The sequence below is a fragment of the Parabacteroides sp. AT13 genome (genome assembly GCF_002272965.1).
Classification (GTDB): Bacteria; Bacteroidota; Bacteroidia; order Bacteroidales; family Tannerellaceae; genus Parabacteroides; species Parabacteroides distasonis.
In genome coordinates, this window is sequence record NZ_NQMH01000001.1 from 86,623 (window position 1) to 103,820 (window position 17,198).

A 17,198-nucleotide genomic window follows, 5' to 3' on the forward strand; every position below is an offset into this window, starting at 1 on the left:
TCAGCAAATTTCAAATGAGAAAGGGTCAGAAAGTAAATCAATAGAGATTTTACAAATTTACCAATACTCGATGGTTCGTTTCTCTGTATATTCTTCTGGAGCAGTATATTCATCGCCGACATAGTTCCCATTGTCATCATACTTATCGTATTCGGTGGTGTAGCTTACCTTCCGCTCTATCCAATTCTTGTGCTTGTCGAACTTGGTATAGGTATAGCGATAAGTGGTGTTACCTTCTTCCGGGTGCTCCTGTATCATCGTGGCCGGGTATTTGCTGTCACCTTCATAGCTGTATTTCCAAGTGACGTATGCCATGTGCGAAGTAAACTGATGACTGATGATACGATTGCGCTTATCAAACATATAGGTCTGGTCAAGTTCCGTGTTGGTATCAGCATCCGGACAAATATCCGTCCGCATACCATCTTTTGATTCGATGTTCACCACATAATCTCCCCATCCTTCCACTTTGTAGGAAGTAGCTGTGACATATTGATAGGCCGCTTCGTCTCCGAACTTGTTCTGCATGGCAATCAGATTGCCCGCCTGGTCAAATTTGAGTGATTCCTCATTGCCGTTTACCGACTTGACTTTACCGGACAACCCATAAATATCCGTTCCTTTGTAGCGTAAACTACCCATTAGGACAGGTTGACCGTTTTCTTTTGCAGCTTTCATGGAAGCAATCGTTTCATCGTCCCAGTAATCAATGCTGCGGACAACTGTCAGGCTGGGAGTCTCACCCGCTTTGACAGCAGAAGAACGATCCCGATTCGATGTAAATCCGTCTCTGAAAGCCTTATAGTAGGTACGCAATGCAGGTATCTCATCGATGTTAGCCGGGAATGTAACGGTAGCTTGTGTCCAGTTTCCTTTTTCATCATATACATAATCGTAGGAGACGGTAAACGTCATGTCATCCACCCGCCAGTTGTTGCCTTTACTTTTATATACACCTCCGCTATACGTCCAAGTAGCCAAGTCTCCGTGTGAGTTATACGCAAAGCTGCTGGTACAAGTCAGTGTTTCGTTCCCCCCGTCAAATTCAACGGGAATCTTCTCTACGGCTTGTGTACACAGATGGCCTGTATAGACATAGGTTGTCACCGATTGTCCTGTCTTGTAACTGTCGATGTCTTTCAAGAACATGTTCGTGGTCTTCGGTGTTTCAAAAGACTTCAAGTGAGCGAGCGAGTCAAACTGCATCTCATGAAGCGTCACGCCCGATTCATTGACCGTGCCATTCTTTTTTTCGGGCAGGATGGATTGCAATACCCCATTACCGTGATAGGCATACAGAAAAGTGGTTGTGTCATAATGTCCCCGCCCGTTCTTGTCGCGACGTATCAACCGACCTGCACTGTCGTATGTGAAGCCGTCATCTTTTTTCCGGCGTTTGTAACGTCCGTCATCTACCGATTTGATTTGGGTCAGATTGGAATTGCCGTTATATTCATACGAAATGACATCAAATCCGGTTGCACCCACATTGAAAGAAGTGCGCCGCTGTTCGGATAAACGGCCGTTAGGCAAGAACTCGTATTGCGAGGTGCTTGTCACCCCCCATTGTGCATTGTGGTATTCGTAGGTGACCAGCTTCGGATAGTTGCGCAATCCCATCTTTGCCCAATCCGTAGGATAGTTTACGAAATAAGGCATCAGATGTTCCGCATTCATATCCACTCTTACCGGATCAAAATACACCTGAAGCGGTGTATAAGGCTGGTTGCTTTCTTCACTGCCACAGCTTGCTGCTCCTATCGACAGCAAGCAAGAAAGAGCGACAGCTTGTATGGTCTGTAATGCTTTCATGTTCCGTTATTTTTGATTTGTTGGATGATTTTCCTTGCAGGGGACCTGCTTGGTGACAGGATGATAAGAGATATTCCAGACGGGATAAGCTCCGACCTTATCTACACAGCACGAATGCAGATAACAGTTCCCGTGTATCGAGCTTTCCGAACCCAGCAATCCGGAGATGTATTTGCATCCTTTTCCCGACACAATGATTTTGCCTTCATTCACCACCTGATGGAAAGAGGAACCTCCGAAACTGCCGATTACTCCTCCGATGGCGGAAAATTCAGCCAGCAGGTCATGCTTGATTTCGATGTTGCCTGCATTGTACAGATCCAACGGATAGATTCGTTCGTAGTTGTGAGGTGTCAGTTCGCCACATACCCCTCCGATATTAAATGTAGCAGATGTATTCTGTGTGTCCAAGCGGATGTTTCCCCAATTATGGAGATGCTCTATATCAGTTTCATTGGTTTTGAAAAGTCCGACAACACCACCGATGTAGCTATGATCAGGTTGGGCATCGGCCTTCCACTGCACGGTCAAATCGCCTTTATTCTCGACGCAGACATTCTCTTTGATAAAGATTTTACCATAATTGGTGGCCCTCCCGATGACTCCACCTATGTAGGCATCACTGCACGGATTAACGGTGAGGTTGCCCTCATTGATTATCTTGCCACGCAAAGCCACTTCCACTTCGGAGCCGTAGCTATCCAGGTCTCCGACAAGTCCACCCAGACAGAGTGTACAGATACCCTTATTGTCAGCGAATGAGATATCCACCTTGCTGGTACAATTCTCGATACATCCATTCTTGAACTCTCCCGCCAGAGAACCGGCAAGCAGGCTATAACCGTCTTCTCTCTTTTGAGCGTCGATGGTCATGTCACCTGCCAATGTCAGATCCTTGACCACAGCTTCTTTTTCACCACCCATTTCTTCAAACAGACCGACATCAAATACTCCTTTGGAGCTCTCTTCAATGACCACCCGTATTCCGTCGAAGGTAATGGTATGTCCGTTGCCGTCGAACTCCCTAACCGGGAATTTAATCGGTGTCCATTCACCGCTGATTTCGATGTCCTTCACCAGTTTAATCCGCACTTCATCTGCTGGAATCTCCTTGCCTGCATCGGTGAGCAGCGTTTGTGCTTCCATGTTTTTATCCTTGATTTCGAACGTTTCGTTCAGGAAACGCAGTTCACTCTCTTTTCCGATTTCAAATACCTGTTCCGCCTCGTTGAAATGCAAGGCGGTGACTTTCTCTTCACACGATGTCAGCCAAAAAGGCAGGCAAGCGACAAGGTAAACCATTCTTTTCATGCTGCTGCTCTTTTTACATATCTGCTGCATAATTCTCGCCCTCCATGATAAACATTCCCGACTCTTTCCAGTAATACACCACATAAGGCTCTACTTTCGACATTTCATTGATGTCCTGCGTGGGCATTCCACTAAAATAGGTAAAGACCAGTGCGTTACCCTCTATTTTTCCGGCATACGACTCCACGCTTGACATAGGAATGCTTTCACCTTGTGGAGGATACATGGTCGTTTTGACCATAAAAACTTGTTCTCCTTTCTTTTCCAGTGTGAACGATGTCAGAGCATTGGCATAACTTTTTGAAAAAGCATGTTCTGGGATGGTGTTATCTTTCAAGTAAAAAGCATACTTCGGAGAAATATATCCGATACGTTTGTCTTGGGCAGAAAGCTCTACCTTGAACCATCCCTTTTCTTTCCCCAAGAATCTGAAGCTTTGTCCACGGTTGGCTTTCATTAAAGAACTACCCGATACAGGGGTGGAACGGACATTGATTTTATCTCCTCCACTGATGAATACGTAGTTACATTTATCTTTCTGCTTAAACACTACCGGCTCTGAACCGGGTGGCAAGAAGGACAGTTCCTTCGTGGTGGGATTGTACTTGAACTCCGCTTTTTGTTTTCCCATACTGCTTTCTACGGCAACCGAAGCCTCTGTATTATCAATGTGATAGACGTCTACAATACTATAGGTAAGCCCATAGCCTCCTTCAAACACATTGTAAGCACCGTAACTGCCATCTGTCGGTGTGTTGTAAAGGTCTATTTCCAACTGAATTTGGCTGTTGCCTTCCCAATATTCCCATTTGCCCACAAAGGGTTTTGTGTCATCTGCTTGTATAGACGCGTGTACACTCAAGAAGCCACAAACAAGGCTTATCAAACTTAGGCATATCAATTTTTTCATTATGCTGTTGCTTTATATGGTTAAAATTAAAGACTAAAAGTGACATATACGGCAGACTGTACCCGTACAGGCTGTCCGTCTTTGATTCCGGGTGTCCATTCCTTTAAGGACTTGACCACTCTTACGGCTTCGGTATTGAGATTGGCATGAACCTTTTTCACAGCCGTAACATCAGATACCGAACCGTCTTTCTCCACTATAAAGGAAACAAGCACATCGCCCTGAATCTTCTGCTGTTTGCAGATCATGGGATAACGTATGCTTCGGGCAATATCCGCCAGCAATGCTTGGTTTCCACCGGGGTATTCCGGCTCCTTATCCACCTCGCTGCCTTTGTACACCTTATTGGGGCTTACCTTGGATTGTGCCGGTTCTCGTCTATCTTCCTTCGGAGTGGTTGGCATACCAAATCTTCTTTCGGGAGTATCTTTGTCTGTTTCTTTTTGCTCTTCCAATTCCTGTTGTAATGTTCTTTGCAACACTTCACTGGAGATAAGAAAACCGTTGAACTTAGAAGGAGCGTACCCGGAGAATGCCGATACCACTTCGAAACTGAATGTTTTTCCCTCCTCGATACGTGGAAAATAATAAGTACCCGCTGTTTTTATCCGATTGCCCGGCATCAGGTAGAACAAGTCTATGGGCAAACTGCGGCTTGTCTTCTGTGCCACTCCCTTTATCTGAAATTTATAGCCGCCATTAGCGCGTCCCGTACAAGTAACGCTGGTAACATGCCAATAACGATCCACTCCGGCATCGCATTTGAACGGCACATTTACCGGATAACTCTTGGGAGGAATGGAAAAACTTGTTTGCGCAAAAGTCGCATGACTCATGAAGAATGCCCCTAAGACAATGAGGCATAGTAAAATAGAAAATCGCTTCATACGTATATCGTTTTATAGTTTTTAGATTCATCAGAGTTTAAACGTGATAGGCAGAGTGTATTCCACATTTACCGGTTTGCCATCCTGTGTACCGGGAATCCAACGAGGCATGGACTTCACTACGCGGACAGCTTCCTTATCCAAATAAGGATCTACAGACTTGGTAACACGAATATTTGAGATAGAGCCATCGCTCTTGACTGTAAATTTCACCAACACTTTGCCTTGTATTTTCTGTTCCTTGCAAACTGTCGGAAACTTTAGATTCTTTGATAAAAATTGTACCAATGCGGTGATACCACCGGGAAATTCCGGAGACACCTCTCTCTTGTTCTGGGAAACTTTTGCCATCGAAGGCAAATCATTGATAGTTCTTGCCTCATTTGCAGCCTGTGTATCCAAACAGTTGCCAATCAGCAGTGCGGATAGTAAACTGCTCAAAATAATTTGTTTTTTCATACAGTTTTATTGTTTAATTATCAATACGTTACATTATTCATTTATTTGCGATAAAATCCGGAACTGTCGCGTCCCCATTTGCCGCCAAATTGGTCGGTGTAATCACACTCGCTATAGGGAGAATCTTGTGTAAGATGATATAATGTTCCAGAATCAGTAAAACTTGCTGTTTTCAAACCACTTGAACTGCTTGATGATGAACCGCTCCAAGACTCCGTCGCTCCCTTATGCAAGTCTTTAAAACCGAGAATACCCATAATAAGACCTATCCCGTTGCCTATACTGAATCCCCATTGGGCCATATCCCACATGGTACCAGAGTCTATCCAACCCAGCCAATCAAGAATAAAACCTACTGCCAATCCAATCGCTCCAACAATCAAACCTACAACCAGCATCAATGCGAAGAATTGTAACACAATCTTAATAATGTAGATGGCTATGCCTAAAAACAGTATCCACTTTATCGCTGTGAACCAAGCCGATTCTCCTTCGGAATCAAACAACCAAGAGGTTAAGTCCCATGACTCTTCTTTGGTGGAAGTACCCGCTTCGTCTGTTTCTGTTACGGCTTCCAGATACGATGCGCTGACATAACCCTGCCAGCCATTATAATTGATATTAGCCCATCCGTTTTCTATAGATACAACATCAATCACGTTATCCTTAGACAATTGTCCTAATAGTTTTCCGTTTTTATTGGCTGAAGCTCGTACATTAAGACCGTTGGGAGCGGTCACTCGATAATGATCTGCAAAAGATTGCGTACATAGGGAAAAATTAAGGATTAGAAACAAAACCCATTTAATAATGTTTCTGCTAACGAACATATTCTTCAGCATACAAATACTTTGCTGGCTATATCTGTTCATCATAAATTAAGACTCTTGCAGTCCCGTAGAGTCTGCTTGATTAAACCACGAAGCGTGGAACTGCAAATGCCACGTTCTAAGTCGGAGGTCGTAGGAATAACCTTTATTCAGAGTATGGTAATAGCAGCCCACGCTATAGCGTGAGAAACCAATTACGCTTTTCCCTCTGAATAGTCTTGAATTTCCTACGTTCCCGACTTCGAGATAAGCATAACGCTTCTTTCTTTTCTAATATGTCTTGGAAAGAGTTTCCTCAATCCGGCACAAAGGTAGTGAAATTTCATGAAACAGGACCTTATATACCGTGATTTTCTTAAAGTTATGAGTGGATTTTAAGTCTATTGTTCTAAAACCAATATTAAATAAACTGCAAGAAAGACAAATCTATTAAATAATGGGCTAACATTTTCTGAAAAACTCTGTAAGGATAGAAAAAATGTTTGAGATGTATGAACTCTTAAGAAAGGACGAAACTAAAAAACAAAAATATAGTATCTACTAATTTTAACAAGAATAGGTTTACTAATTTCCTATTTTACTATGATTAGTAAATACTATATTTAGTATCTGCTTATTTTCAGATAGTTATTATCTTATCAGAAGGGCAAATCCTCCTTTTCGTCCTGCGGAAAATCGGCGGGAGGAACGGGTACGCTGTCTGCACCGTTTACATCGTTGTCCGCTCCGGCTGCCGCATCCTCGCGTTTTCCGGTATTGATAAAGGCAATGCTTTCTGCCGTGATGGAGAGCTGTATCTGGCTCTCGCCGTTCTTGTCTTTCCACAGGGAAGATGACAGTGTACCGTCAACGAGTATGAGTCTTCCTTTCGTCAGATATTCGGACAAATGGATATGGTTGTCCTTGTTGCTGCGTACCCTTATCCAAGTGGTAGTGTTTTGTCCTCTTGAATAATCGTCAACGGCTATGTCCATAGCCATGAATGAGCCGTGTACTCCTGAAATAACCTGGCAGTCTTTGCCGATGCGTCCGATAGTGTGAACATGTAACATAATAGAAAATTGTTTGTGGCAAGGTGGTTGGTCCTGCGTTACCTAAACTGTTTATTTTTTCCCTTCTTTCGGTTCCTTTCTCTGCCTGAACCGTTCCGGGATTTTATAGATGCGGTACATGGCTGCCGGTAGAGCTTCATGCGACGGCTTTTCTTGCCAATTACTCTTCGTAGAAGGAAGAATTTGCAAGAAATGCACTTCAAGCCGCCGGATCAAGCGCGGCAGCCGACCTTTGCATCTGAAAAACCGGACGGCGACGGCAGAGAGGAGACCGTAGAGATTATACCTATAACTGATATAAAAGGAAGAGGGCTTCGCCAAAGTATAAGAGCAGAGGGAAAGAGAGAGGTATAAAAGGAAGCCGACAACGGAGTTGCGGTATTTATAAACGGATATCGTGCCCTCCGCCAATGGTGTTGCCATAGGCACGATTCCCGTTTATAGCCAGTTTTGACCGGGCCGGTATCTTAAAGAGAGGAAGGCAGCAAATCCCCCATCCTCTGTTCCGGCATAGTGCAAAATCCACGAACGATAGTATCTTCGTTTACACCTTCAAGTCTGGCGAACATTTGCAACGCGTCAAATCCACAGTCGAACTGTTCCATGCTGACAGCGGGGGCAAAATGAACAATACCGTGGGGATAGCTTTTCGAGACACCTATCCACCCACGCAAATAATCATCGAAGCGTCCTTCCGCTTGTGACGCATGGAACTCTTGAGCATGGGAGCTGCAAATGCTTTTGCCGTACATTTCATCTCCTAAAATTAAAGTTCCCGTTTGCGGATTGTACATAAAACGCCGATTGGTTATCTGAAGAATATCTATGATTTCCCGTTTGACGTCGATAACCATCAGGATTTTTTCAACCTGCCGTTTTGTGCGTTTGCCTGTTTTACAGTTTTTCTTGTCCATCTCTTGTCTTTTATGTGAAACATCTGTTTTTTACCCTTTTTTCGGTTCTTTTCTCTGCCTGAACCGTTCCGGGATTTTACAGATGCGGTACACGACTGCCGGCAGGGCTTCATACGGCGGTTTTCCCGGCCAATTACTCTTTCGCAGAAAGGAAGAATTTGCAGGGAATGCACTTCAAGCCGCCGGATCAAGCGCGGCAGCCGACCTTTGCAGCTGGAAAACCGGACGGCGATGGCGGAGAGGAAACCGGAACAGGCCGGTAAATATGATGGTAAAAAGGGGGGTACGGCCTTGCCGGATATAAATGCAGGAGAAAATGAAATAGAAAAGAATGCGGCTTGGGCGGGTCAAGCAAGGGTCTGCCGGGGCAAACACGAACGGGATTCTCCTTATCCGCTCCACGCCTGAATTTCGACCGGGCGGAATGAAAGCGCGGGGCGGATAAGAAGTATCGCTGTTTGCCCTTGACGTGGCAGGTCACAAGGGAAAGATACGGAACAGGAGGCGGAAAGTCCGAAACCAGCGGCATAAAGACCGGTCGGGCTGTGGAATACCGTGTTGTTTCGACAGGTCGAAGCTCCGGCATGGAACGGCACGATCCGGGCTGCCGCCGGTTTGGAACGGCCTCCCGTCCCTTTCCTTGACGACTTGTTACGGCACAGACTTCCAACTGTTTACGGGGTTGGGAAAGCCGACGTATAACAGGGAAAACAGCCTGAAGGTAAAAAAGGAGATAATCGTGCTATAAAAGGTATCGGTTGCCCTGCAATCTGTCCGAAAGGCATTCGCCCTTCGGACAGACCACAGAGGTTACAGGCTTATAGTTTGGGCTTGTTCTTCGGGAGAATGGGACAAGAGAGTATTATTCTGTAAAATGACCCCAGCTCGGTCTTTACCGGGTCTTTCGATACCAAGAATGTCGCGCTCTCCTTGACTTTCGCTATATCCAAAATGGTCTTACAGATGTACTTATTCCTCAAGCGTGTTCCTCCCCTGTTGAACTGCAGCGGGAAACCTTGTTTGTCGGCGGTCTTGTGCAGAAACCATTCTTTGGGATTGTTCTCGTCATGGGCAAACTCCAGACGGTCATTCATCGTGATATTCATTTCTTTTGCCAGTTTGGTGGATAGACCCGCATTTCATGTTCAATAACTTCAGCATTCTGTCCGAACTGATAGTGGAAAACCGTACATTGGCGGAACGCTTCCTTGAGAATCTGTCGAGCGTTTACCGTTACGTCATCCAAAACTTGAAGCGCGACACCGTGCCGGTAAGCGAAGAGTTGGATTTCCTGCGTTCCTACCTCTACTTGATAGGGATGCGCTACGAGAATGCCATAAGCGTCGATGTGGATGAACAACTGGAGCGGACAGACGGCCGGATTCCCCCCGTCTGCCTCCAGCTGCTGGTAGAAAACGCCATCAAACACAACCGCTTGTCGGTACACCAACCGCTGCATATTCACGTCTTTCGGGAAGGAAACCACATTGTGGTGAAAAACGACCTTTGCCCCGTGTCGTCCGACCTGTCATCTACCGGTATCGGACAACGGAACATCATCGAGCGTTACTTCCTGTTGTGCGAGGAAAAGCCTGTCATCAAGAAAAGCGAACATTCATATATAGTCAAATTACCTATTATACCCGACGATTATGCACATCCTGATCATAGAAGATGAAAAACGGAACTTCAACCGGCTGAAAAGGCTGTTGGAAGAAATCGACGGCACATTCCGCATCGACGGGCCGTTGGCAAGCATTGTGGAGGCGGTGGAATGGCTACAGGCACATCCTGCCCCGGAGCTTATATTCGCTGACATCCGCCTGTCCGACGGCCTGAGTTTCGACGTGCTGCGCCGGACGGCAGTGCCCTCGCCTGTCATCTTCACCACCGCTTACGACGAGTATGCCATCCAGGCCTTCAAATACAACAGTTTCGATTATCTGCTGAAACCCGTCAAGGCCGACGAGCTTGCCGCCGCCATGGAAAAAGTGCGCCGCGCAAGTTCCCCGCAGACAAACGGCGAAGAGGTGCGCCAGCTATTGGAATATATGCGGCAAAGCAATTACCGTTATCGCGAGCGTTTTCTTCTGCCTTACCGCGACGGCTATATTTCCGTGCAGGTGAAAGATATCAGCCACATCGCTTTGGACGAACGCAATACGCTCCTTTGCCTGAACAACGGCACGTCCGAGACCGTGCCTTATTCTCTCGACGAGCTGGAATCCCAGCTCAACCCCGATGTCTTTTTCCGCGCCAACCGCCAGTACCTCATCCATATAGACAGTATCTTGAGTATCAATAACTGGTTCAACTCCCGACTGAAGATTCGTTTGAAGAAGTATCCCGATGTGGAAATCATCGTAAGCCGGGAAAGGGCGGCGGAGCTGAAAGGATGGTTAGACAGATAAGCTTATGAATACACCTATATTGGAAACCTCCCGCCTGATACTGCGGAAGTTCACGGAAAGAGACATGGAAGCCCTCTTCCTGATACTCAAAGACGAAGAAGCCAATAAATTCCTGCCTTGGTATCCGGTGAAAGACCTCGAAGAAACCCGGCGGTTTTATCAGGAAAGGTATGCGGCGAAATACGGACAGCCGCAAGCCTACGCCTATGCCATCTGCCTGAAAACGGACAATTTCCCGATAGGCTACGTGAAAGTCGATATGGAGGAACACCACGATTTCGGCTACGGGCTCCGCAAGGAGTTCTGGCATCGGGGGATTGCCACTGAAGCGGGCGGAGCCGTCATCGCCCAAGTGAGGAAAGACGGTCTGCCCTACATCACCGCCACGCACGACAGGAACAACCCGAGAAGCGGAAACGTGATGCGGAAGCTCGGCATGACGTACCGTTACTCATACGAAGAACTGTGGCAACCCAAGAACTTCCCCGTGATATTCAGAATGTACCAGTTAAACCTGAATGGCGACAACGAGTTCGTGTACAGGAAATATTGGGACGAGGCAACCAATCATTTCGTAGAAGACTTGTAGCCGGACACGAAGCCTGTTGTTCCGGCGGGACAAGCCATTGCTTTTTGTATGTTTATTCTGTATAACAAGGGGGCTGGCATCCAATCCACACCAACCCCACTCTTTTTTATCTATCGCCGCATAGGCATAAAGCGAAATATTGCTCCTGTTTCCGCTCAGATTAAATGATGTCCAGCTTCATACCGACGGGTCATACTGGGTTGCTCGCCTCACGGGAAACACCGTCAGGCTTGCCCGTAGCAGTCCCAACAACAAAACAAGATGAACAGTCCGACCGTGCAGAGAGAAACGGAGATAATGACGTGAAATATCAGTAGTTTGTTCAATATTGAGATATGCCGCCGAGAACAGCGTTTCGGAAGCGAAAATATTTTGATTCATACCGTGCGAAAATTTTATTTTTTTGATTATTCAATATATTCACCACGAACAGCTACACCTCGCTTTTCAGCCAAGTGTAGACATCAGTATAAACCATGAAAAACAAACTGCTAAATCAGAATCCGTCTCATCCCGAAAATATAATGCTCGCAGGCATTGTCCCAGTTCGGGCTACGGGAAGAGTCATGCACGAGGGTACAACAATAGGTCAGGTTGTTCATGCGGCAAATGAGATACCGCTGTAAAGTTCGGAGAAGATGGGCCGTTTCCACGGATATGTACCGAAGATGCACCCCATTTACCTATGCGCCGGCACGGCAAGCCACATCGGGGATTTCTCCGACTATGCCTGTTATGTCGCTGTCCTTTTTTTGCCGGATAGAGTTTCTGTCATGAAATTGCAGAAAAGAGGCGTTGTCCGTATTTCGGACACAACATTCCTGCGCAGCCGCCACACCGGCCGCCGGAACATGCTGCGCACCGGAACTGCATACCAAAGCCGTCAGTACCAACGATAGAACAACAACGGACCCTTTTATGCTTTAATTTTACTTTCCATAGGGTAAGCATAGCCCCCCTTTCTTACCATTTCCATAAAATAATTAACAAAAATAAACGAGAATTATCTGTATTTTTCATCTGCAAGACTTAATGAGGAAGTTTCTCTGGATTCGGCCAGTGCCGCCACGCACTCTTCGCGTATGGACTTGATGTAATCCAGTACCATTAACGGATCGACACTTTTGCCGTCGAGCTTGCAGGAAATATGCAGGTGTTCACCGGTGCTGCGTCCTGTAGAACCGGTAATGCCGACGACATCCCTCGGCCCGATAGCAGCCCCTTTCCGGGTAAGGATACGCGACAGGTGGCAATAGCTGACCGTGTAGTTTCCATGCCGGAGGGTTACATACTTGCCGGAGGATTTGTCCTGCCCGACTTTCACTACCACTCCCGCCATCATGGCCATTACCTCGTCGCCCCGCGCATGGAGGTCGATTCCGTTGTGAAACTTTCTTTTTCCGGTAAAAGGGTCTTTCCGATACCCATAAAGCGAGTTGATTTTCATCCGGCGCAGCGGATAGCTTACGCTAAGATAGCGTTCTATCCATACGTGCTTGCAGGTGTCGGCAGACAATGCCGGGGCAGCGTCTCCTGACGGTGGTAAGGTGTCTTGGACGGAAAGCGTGTATCCGGGCAAGGTTACCGCATTATCCCTACCGGCAGAAACGACTTCAACCCTGTATCGGAACGGCACGGTCGAAACCGTATTGAATTGTGCTTGAACGGGGCCTGCGACACTTGCAGCACCCGCCATCAAAAACAGTAGTTTCTTTCTCATGCGGCAAATATAACCAGCTCTGCCCAAGATGTCCCGTTTCCACGACCTTTTTCGACCAAAGTACAACAAAAAAAGCATTCAGAGTATGAATTTATGTGTAAAATCATACTTTGAACATAAAAATAAACACTCTTAATACACTAATATTATTCTATTATATACAGCGAAATGAAAAGAATCTATCTTTGCAAAGTATAATTCAAAATACAAAATCAATTATGAATACAGTACGATTTGAACTAATTGAATTGCCCTATCCGACACTGGCCCGATTCGGGCTTACACAGGAGATGATCGAGGACTTGCCGATGCGTGTCCTTGATGAGATTTGCGACGGTCGACACTCTCCCGTGCTTCCGGTGCGTGTCCGTGACGAGAAAGGAGAACTGATAGAGAGCCGCAGCCGCTTCGCCCTTGTCCGCAGGGACGACGGCCGACCGGACGTGGTGTTCTATCCCGTTCTGGAATCCTCGCCGCTGGAACGCTATGACGAGGCGCAACAGAAACAGCTTCTTGACGGCAAAGCCATCATTGCGGACGTGGGGACGGCGGACGGGCGGCACAGCAAGGCATTCGTGCAGATAGACGAGGGAACGAAGCAAGTGATGTATGTTCCCACGCCGATTATCGGGCGCAACCTGCAAGTGCTGGCCGAAATAATGCATCTCGGTCCGGTAGAGGTAAACGGAATGCAGAACGGCGAACCGCTGACGCTGGTCGTAGACGACGAACCCGTCACAGTGGGTATCGACCTGCACGACAAGACCGGCATCCGCTTCTGTTCGGGCGACAGCCAAAAATGGAAAGAACAACCCAAACGCGAGTGGGACAAATACACTTTCGGCGTGTACGGCTGCTGGGTGATGGACGACGACGGCAATCTCGACTACGTTCCCGAAGAGGAATATACCGAGGAACTGTGGAACGAACAGAAGAAAAGCGCCGAGCGTAACCGTGCGGCGGGACTTCACAAATAACATCTTAACATTCATCAAATATGGCAGAACACCAATATTATCCCGAAGAGGTACTTATCGAGAAGATGGAGCGCGGCCAGTACGGCTGGCTTGACTATGTGAATCATTTCTCACCCGAATGGCAGGAGGAATATACCCGCTATTGCAAGGAGCACGGTCTCATGGTGGGCAATGAATCGGCCGCCGAGTTCGTCCACTACAAGGACGAACAACTGGAAGCGGCGATGGAGAGCGGAGACGCATAACGGAAACCTTTTTAACAACGGATTATGGCGATACGAAAGAATACCAACCCCCGAATGATGGACCTGCAACCCGAAATGCAGGACATATTGAGGCGTAACGGTATGCAGGCCCACGTGGTCAGTGACGGCACGGGCTACCGGCTCGTGGTACAGGGCCACGACTCGCCGCTGCTGACCTACGACCTTACCGAGCGTCAGATGTTGGCCCTGACGGACTGGGGGACAAACTCGGCCAACAAGAAAGCCTACAACGTGTTCACGAGCATTGTAGGGAAAGACTTTTATATGCCCAAGAACTTCGTCCATACCCGTAACGCCAACGGCCGTGTCGCTATGGGATTGCACGGCTACCGTATCGGTATGGGCGAATACGGACGTGTGGGACGGCTGGGTATGCCGCCTCCGTTCCTCGGTTGGACGCCACGCCACCAGTGGGGTTTCCATCTGCGGCGGGTCGGCGGACAGCTGTTCTATCCGGGACCACCCATTGTCCCTGAACGGTGGGACGGGCGCATGAAGCCGGGCGAATTGCAATCGGGCGGCTACGGATTTTATTACAAGTACAAGGACGGGCAGCCTATACAGTCCGCACGACAGACCGATGTCCTGCAGGACTTGCAAACGGTCATCACGCCGATAGTCAGCCGTCCGCGCAGTACAGAACCGGCCCGTACCTACAAGGAGTTGATTGCTTCTCCGGTCTATTTTTCCAACGAGAAATGGCAGGAGTGTCTTGCCTCCCACGGTCTTATCGTCGATAAGGAGGCACGGACCCTGACCGTACAGTCCGAAAAGGTGGCCGCCGATATGGTCTATGACCTGACGAAAGAAGAAACGGCCGTCCTGACCTCCAACTCCATCGAGGAACAACCTGTCGAGAAACGACTGGAAGTCCTGAACGGGGTAATCAGGGCGGATTTCGCCGACAAGGTAACAATGGCGGATCTCGACAGCGAGCGGCGTATCGCCCTCGGCTTGCACCCCGAAGTGCAGGAGGAACTGACGCAACGCCAGCAACAGGAGCAGGAAATCCTCTCCCCTCTGGAAAACCAGCTCCGGCAGGAGATGCCGTATGGCGCAACCGCTTCCGTCGATGGACGGGATATTTCCGTGCTCGACGAGCGCAAGGGCTGGTATCGGGAAGAACGGCACGGCAGGGAGGTCGAGGTCGGCGAAATAGCCGTACATCCATCCCCCATAGAGGGCAAGTACAAGATGACGGCCGTCATCGACGGGCAAGTCATCACTCACGAGATCAGCCAGAAGGATTACGATAAATTCCTTGCGGTCGATGACTACCATCGCATGAAAATCTTTTCGAAGATATTCAGCGAGGTGGACATGAAGATGCGGCCGGAAGCGCAGCGCAGTCTCGGCGTGAAAATTTTCGCCGCCCTCACAGCGGGAACGGTCATCACGGCGGGCGTCGTCCACGGCTTGCGGCATCATCATCACGGTCCGGAGTTCTACGGCGAGCGTTTCGGTGGCCCGCCACACCCGTATTTCAAACCCGGTGTCGATACGCCGAGAGACGTGGCCATACGCAATTTCGAGGCACAGATGAATCAGGATATTAACGATATGAGAAGAGGGAGATAAAGACAACTATGAGAGAAGGAGACCTTACCTACGACGACTTCCTGCAAAGGCTGAACATTCAGGACGTGCTGATTGACGCGGGCTACCACCTGAACCGGCGCGACGGCCTGCGCTATCCCTCGTATGTTCGTATAGACAGCGAGGGACGGCGTATCCGCGGCGACAAGTTCATCGTGACGCAACAGGGAAAATGCTGCTTCCAAGCCCAGCAGCAGAAAGTCTATAACATCATCTCGTTCATCAAGGAGCACCCGCAGTTCTTCACGGAATACCGTGTGGGCATGTCCCCCGACCGACTGGTGAACCTCGTGTGCAACCGGCTGCTGAACCATCCTATCGAGGACCGGACAACGCGGATTATACAGCCCAAGCGGGACATCCGCCCGTTCGACATCGCAAACTACGACCTGCACAAGTTCAACCCGCAGGACCGGGAGACACAGAAGAAGTTCTATCCTTATTTCAAGAGCCGGGGTATCGACCTCTACACGCAATATGCCTTCCACCGCCACTTCTGTCTGGCGACGAAACATCGTGAGGACGGTGCGGCATACACCAATCTCGCTTTTCCGCTGACCTTGCCCAAAGGCGACGGTACGGTCGTGGGCTTCGAAGAACGGGGACGTGCAAGAATGGACGGAAGCGGCAGCTACAAAGGCAAGGCCGAGGGCAGCAATTCGAGCGAGGGGCTGTGGATTGCCAGCCCTGCCAAGACCCCACTTGCGGAAGCCAAGCGTATCTATTGGTTCGAGAGTGCCTACGACGCAATGGCTTATTACCAGCTTAACCAGAAATGGGACAAGGAACTTAGAAAGGGAGTGTTCGTCTCTACTGGCGGAGCACCGAGCCAGCAACAGTTCAAAGCCATGATAGAGGCCACTCCACACGCTTACCACCATCTCTGCTTCGACGGGGACCGTGCCGGGCAGATCTTCGCCATCAACTTCGCGCTCACCCATGCGGGCAAGACATTCACCAGTAACGTGACGAAAGACGACAAACTGCTGGTCCGTATCAGTGGCGAGGAGAACCAAAACTACGAAGTAAAACTCGAACCCTTCGACTTTCACAGGATAGTCGGCACGCTTTTACGTCCCAAAGAAATCTATCGGGAAGATGGTACGCTTGACTATCGGACAATCGGCGACGGATATTTGCAGGAGATGAGCATGGTGTGCCAAGATGAGTACGAGATGGCTCTTGCCGAGGGTTCGGCCAGTGAGGAAACGCTGGAGGGCATGAGACAAAATATCATGGCCATAGAGGATGCGATCCGTAATCTTCCCGCTCCCGGCGAGGACAGCACCGACCTTATCGTGTACGAGCCCGCTGACAAAGGCTATAAGGACTGGAACGAACAGCTCTTGGCAAAAGCCAAGCTGCAAGAATCAGTTCACGAAGAGCCGGCCAGAAGAGAAGAACCCGAACAGGAACGGCAAGCACGTTTCCACCGATGACAATGCGGCACACCCCACATGAAAC

At 48.4% G+C, this 17,198-nt stretch carries 19 protein-coding genes; 8 read left to right on the forward strand and 11 right to left on the reverse strand.

Features of this window, described 5'->3' with window-relative positions:
- Window positions 1-57: 57 nt before the first annotated feature.
- The 9 genes from CI959_RS00425 to CI959_RS00465 form a co-directional block, all read right to left on the reverse strand.
- Window positions 58-1,812 (reverse strand): hypothetical protein, encoded by a 1,755-nt coding sequence (locus tag CI959_RS00425; protein ID WP_005776158.1) that lies wholly within the window; start codon window positions 1,810-1,812, stop codon window positions 58-60.
- Window positions 1,813-1,818: 6 nt separating this feature from the next.
- Window positions 1,819-3,123 (reverse strand): hypothetical protein, encoded by a 1,305-nt coding sequence (locus CI959_RS00430; protein WP_007478974.1) that lies wholly within the window; start codon window positions 3,121-3,123, stop codon window positions 1,819-1,821.
- Window positions 3,124-3,136: 13 nt separating this feature from the next.
- The gene (locus CI959_RS00435) at window positions 3,137-4,033 is read right to left on the reverse strand and encodes a hypothetical protein (protein ID WP_004289367.1); all 897 of its coding nucleotides are present in this window, start codon (window positions 4,031-4,033) and stop codon (window positions 3,137-3,139) included.
- Window positions 4,034-4,059: 26 nt separating this feature from the next.
- Window positions 4,060-4,920 (reverse strand): energy transducer TonB, encoded by an 861-nt coding sequence (locus tag CI959_RS00440; protein WP_095231391.1) that lies wholly within the window; start codon window positions 4,918-4,920, stop codon window positions 4,060-4,062.
- Between the two features lie 30 nt (window positions 4,921-4,950).
- The gene (locus tag CI959_RS00445) at window positions 4,951-5,379 is read right to left on the reverse strand and encodes an energy transducer TonB (RefSeq protein ID WP_004289369.1); all 429 of its coding nucleotides are present in this window, start codon (window positions 5,377-5,379) and stop codon (window positions 4,951-4,953) included.
- A 41-nt stretch (window positions 5,380-5,420) separates the two neighbouring features.
- On the reverse strand, window positions 5,421-6,254 hold the full coding sequence (locus tag CI959_RS00450; RefSeq protein ID WP_004289370.1) for an SH3 domain-containing protein: 834 nt from the start codon (window positions 6,252-6,254) through the stop codon (window positions 5,421-5,423).
- Window positions 6,255-6,847: 593 nt separating this feature from the next.
- On the reverse strand, window positions 6,848-7,261 hold the full coding sequence (locus CI959_RS00455; RefSeq protein ID WP_004289372.1) for a single-stranded DNA-binding protein: 414 nt from the start codon (window positions 7,259-7,261) through the stop codon (window positions 6,848-6,850).
- A gap of 51 nt (window positions 7,262-7,312) precedes the next feature.
- Window positions 7,313-7,684, reverse strand: a complete 372-nt coding sequence (locus CI959_RS21395; RefSeq protein ID WP_007478980.1) for a hypothetical protein — start codon at window positions 7,682-7,684, stop codon at window positions 7,313-7,315.
- A 44-nt stretch (window positions 7,685-7,728) separates the two neighbouring features.
- On the reverse strand, window positions 7,729-8,175 hold the full coding sequence (locus tag CI959_RS00465) for a hypothetical protein (RefSeq protein WP_004289374.1): 447 nt from the start codon (window positions 8,173-8,175) through the stop codon (window positions 7,729-7,731).
- A gap of 231 nt (window positions 8,176-8,406) precedes the next feature.
- Here CI959_RS00465 and CI959_RS21400 point away from each other — a divergent pair, with 231 nt between their 5' ends.
- Window positions 8,407-8,583, forward strand: coding sequence for a hypothetical protein (locus CI959_RS21400; protein ID WP_004289376.1), 177 nt, complete (start codon window positions 8,407-8,409; stop codon window positions 8,581-8,583).
- A 410-nt stretch (window positions 8,584-8,993) separates the two neighbouring features.
- On the opposite strand, the gene CI959_RS00475 is transcribed toward CI959_RS21400, so the two are convergent.
- Window positions 8,994-9,281 (reverse strand): hypothetical protein, encoded by a 288-nt coding sequence (locus CI959_RS00475; protein ID WP_004289377.1) that lies wholly within the window; start codon window positions 9,279-9,281, stop codon window positions 8,994-8,996.
- Between the two features lie 5 nt (window positions 9,282-9,286).
- Between CI959_RS00475 and CI959_RS00480 the strand changes: the two genes are divergently transcribed.
- From CI959_RS00480 to CI959_RS00490, 3 genes are read left to right on the forward strand one after another with little or no spacing between them, the layout of a single operon-like run.
- Window positions 9,287-9,853 carry a sensor histidine kinase gene (locus CI959_RS00480; RefSeq protein ID WP_005776164.1) on the forward strand — a complete coding sequence of 189 codons (567 nt, stop codon included), beginning with the start codon at window positions 9,287-9,289 and terminating at the stop codon, window positions 9,851-9,853.
- A complete protein-coding gene (locus CI959_RS00485; protein WP_004289379.1) occupies window positions 9,828-10,586 on the forward strand; it encodes a LytTR family DNA-binding domain-containing protein in 759 nt (252 codons plus the stop codon). The genes CI959_RS00480 and CI959_RS00485 overlap by 26 nt, the downstream gene beginning before the upstream one ends.
- Before the next feature lie 4 nt (window positions 10,587-10,590).
- Complete coding sequence (locus tag CI959_RS00490; protein ID WP_004289380.1) at window positions 10,591-11,175, forward strand: GNAT family N-acetyltransferase; 585 nt, start codon at window positions 10,591-10,593, stop codon at window positions 11,173-11,175.
- Window positions 11,176-12,178: 1,003 nt separating this feature from the next.
- Here CI959_RS00490 and CI959_RS00505 read toward each other — a convergent pair.
- Complete coding sequence (locus CI959_RS00505) at window positions 12,179-12,973, reverse strand: M23 family metallopeptidase (protein WP_004289384.1); 795 nt, start codon at window positions 12,971-12,973, stop codon at window positions 12,179-12,181.
- A 140-nt stretch (window positions 12,974-13,113) separates the two neighbouring features.
- On the opposite strand from CI959_RS00505, the gene CI959_RS00510 reads away from it, so the two are divergent.
- Genes CI959_RS00510 through CI959_RS00525 form a run of 4 tightly spaced genes read left to right on the forward strand, consistent with a single transcriptional unit; the run spans window position 13,114 to window position 17,173 of the window.
- The gene (locus CI959_RS00510) at window positions 13,114-13,872 is read left to right on the forward strand and encodes a DUF4099 domain-containing protein (protein WP_005776166.1); all 759 of its coding nucleotides are present in this window, start codon (window positions 13,114-13,116) and stop codon (window positions 13,870-13,872) included.
- 20 nt (window positions 13,873-13,892) lie between these two features.
- Window positions 13,893-14,117 (forward strand): hypothetical protein, encoded by a 225-nt coding sequence (locus CI959_RS00515; protein ID WP_004289386.1) that lies wholly within the window; start codon window positions 13,893-13,895, stop codon window positions 14,115-14,117.
- A 24-nt stretch (window positions 14,118-14,141) separates the two neighbouring features.
- Window positions 14,142-15,716: a hypothetical protein gene (locus CI959_RS00520; protein WP_004289387.1), complete on the forward strand. Its 1,575-nt coding sequence runs from the start codon at window positions 14,142-14,144 to the stop codon at window positions 15,714-15,716.
- 8 nt (window positions 15,717-15,724) lie between these two features.
- On the forward strand, window positions 15,725-17,173 hold the full coding sequence (locus CI959_RS00525; protein ID WP_004289388.1) for a toprim domain-containing protein: 1,449 nt from the start codon (window positions 15,725-15,727) through the stop codon (window positions 17,171-17,173).
- The last annotated feature ends 25 nt before the right edge of the window (window positions 17,174-17,198 follow it).

Coding starts and splice junctions, on each gene's coding strand:
- CI959_RS00440 (WP_095231391.1), bottom strand. CDS start 4,920: ATGAAGCGATTTTCTATTTTACTATGCCTCATTGTCTTAGGGGCATTC.
- CI959_RS00465 (WP_004289374.1), bottom strand. CDS start 8,175: ATGGACAAGAAAAACTGTAAAACAGGCAAACGCACAAAACGGCAGGTT.
- CI959_RS00490 (WP_004289380.1), top strand. CDS start 10,591: ATGAATACACCTATATTGGAAACCTCCCGCCTGATACTGCGGAAGTTC.
- CI959_RS00455 (WP_004289372.1), bottom strand. CDS start 7,261: ATGTTACATGTTCACACTATCGGACGCATCGGCAAAGACTGCCAGGTT.
- CI959_RS00445 (WP_004289369.1), bottom strand. CDS start 5,379: ATGAAAAAACAAATTATTTTGAGCAGTTTACTATCCGCACTGCTGATT.
- CI959_RS00485 (WP_004289379.1), top strand. CDS start 9,828: ATGCACATCCTGATCATAGAAGATGAAAAACGGAACTTCAACCGGCTG.
- CI959_RS00475 (WP_004289377.1), bottom strand. CDS start 9,281: ATGAATATCACGATGAATGACCGTCTGGAGTTTGCCCATGACGAGAAC.
- CI959_RS00425 (WP_005776158.1), bottom strand. CDS start 1,812: ATGAAAGCATTACAGACCATACAAGCTGTCGCTCTTTCTTGCTTGCTG.
- CI959_RS00520 (WP_004289387.1), top strand. CDS start 14,142: ATGGCGATACGAAAGAATACCAACCCCCGAATGATGGACCTGCAACCC.
- CI959_RS00515 (WP_004289386.1), top strand. CDS start 13,893: ATGGCAGAACACCAATATTATCCCGAAGAGGTACTTATCGAGAAGATG.
- CI959_RS00435 (WP_004289367.1), bottom strand. CDS start 4,033: ATGAAAAAATTGATATGCCTAAGTTTGATAAGCCTTGTTTGTGGCTTC.
- CI959_RS00430 (WP_007478974.1), bottom strand. CDS start 3,123: ATGAAAAGAATGGTTTACCTTGTCGCTTGCCTGCCTTTTTGGCTGACA.
- CI959_RS00505 (WP_004289384.1), bottom strand. CDS start 12,973: ATGCTTTTTTTGTTGTACTTTGGTCGAAAAAGGTCGTGGAAACGGGAC.
- CI959_RS00450 (WP_004289370.1), bottom strand. CDS start 6,254: ATGATGAACAGATATAGCCAGCAAAGTATTTGTATGCTGAAGAATATG.
- CI959_RS00525 (WP_004289388.1), top strand. CDS start 15,725: ATGAGAGAAGGAGACCTTACCTACGACGACTTCCTGCAAAGGCTGAAC.
- CI959_RS00510 (WP_005776166.1), top strand. CDS start 13,114: ATGAATACAGTACGATTTGAACTAATTGAATTGCCCTATCCGACACTG.
- CI959_RS21400 (WP_004289376.1), top strand. CDS start 8,407: ATGGCGGAGAGGAAACCGGAACAGGCCGGTAAATATGATGGTAAAAAG.
- CI959_RS21395 (WP_007478980.1), bottom strand. CDS start 7,684: ATGGCAACACCATTGGCGGAGGGCACGATATCCGTTTATAAATACCGC.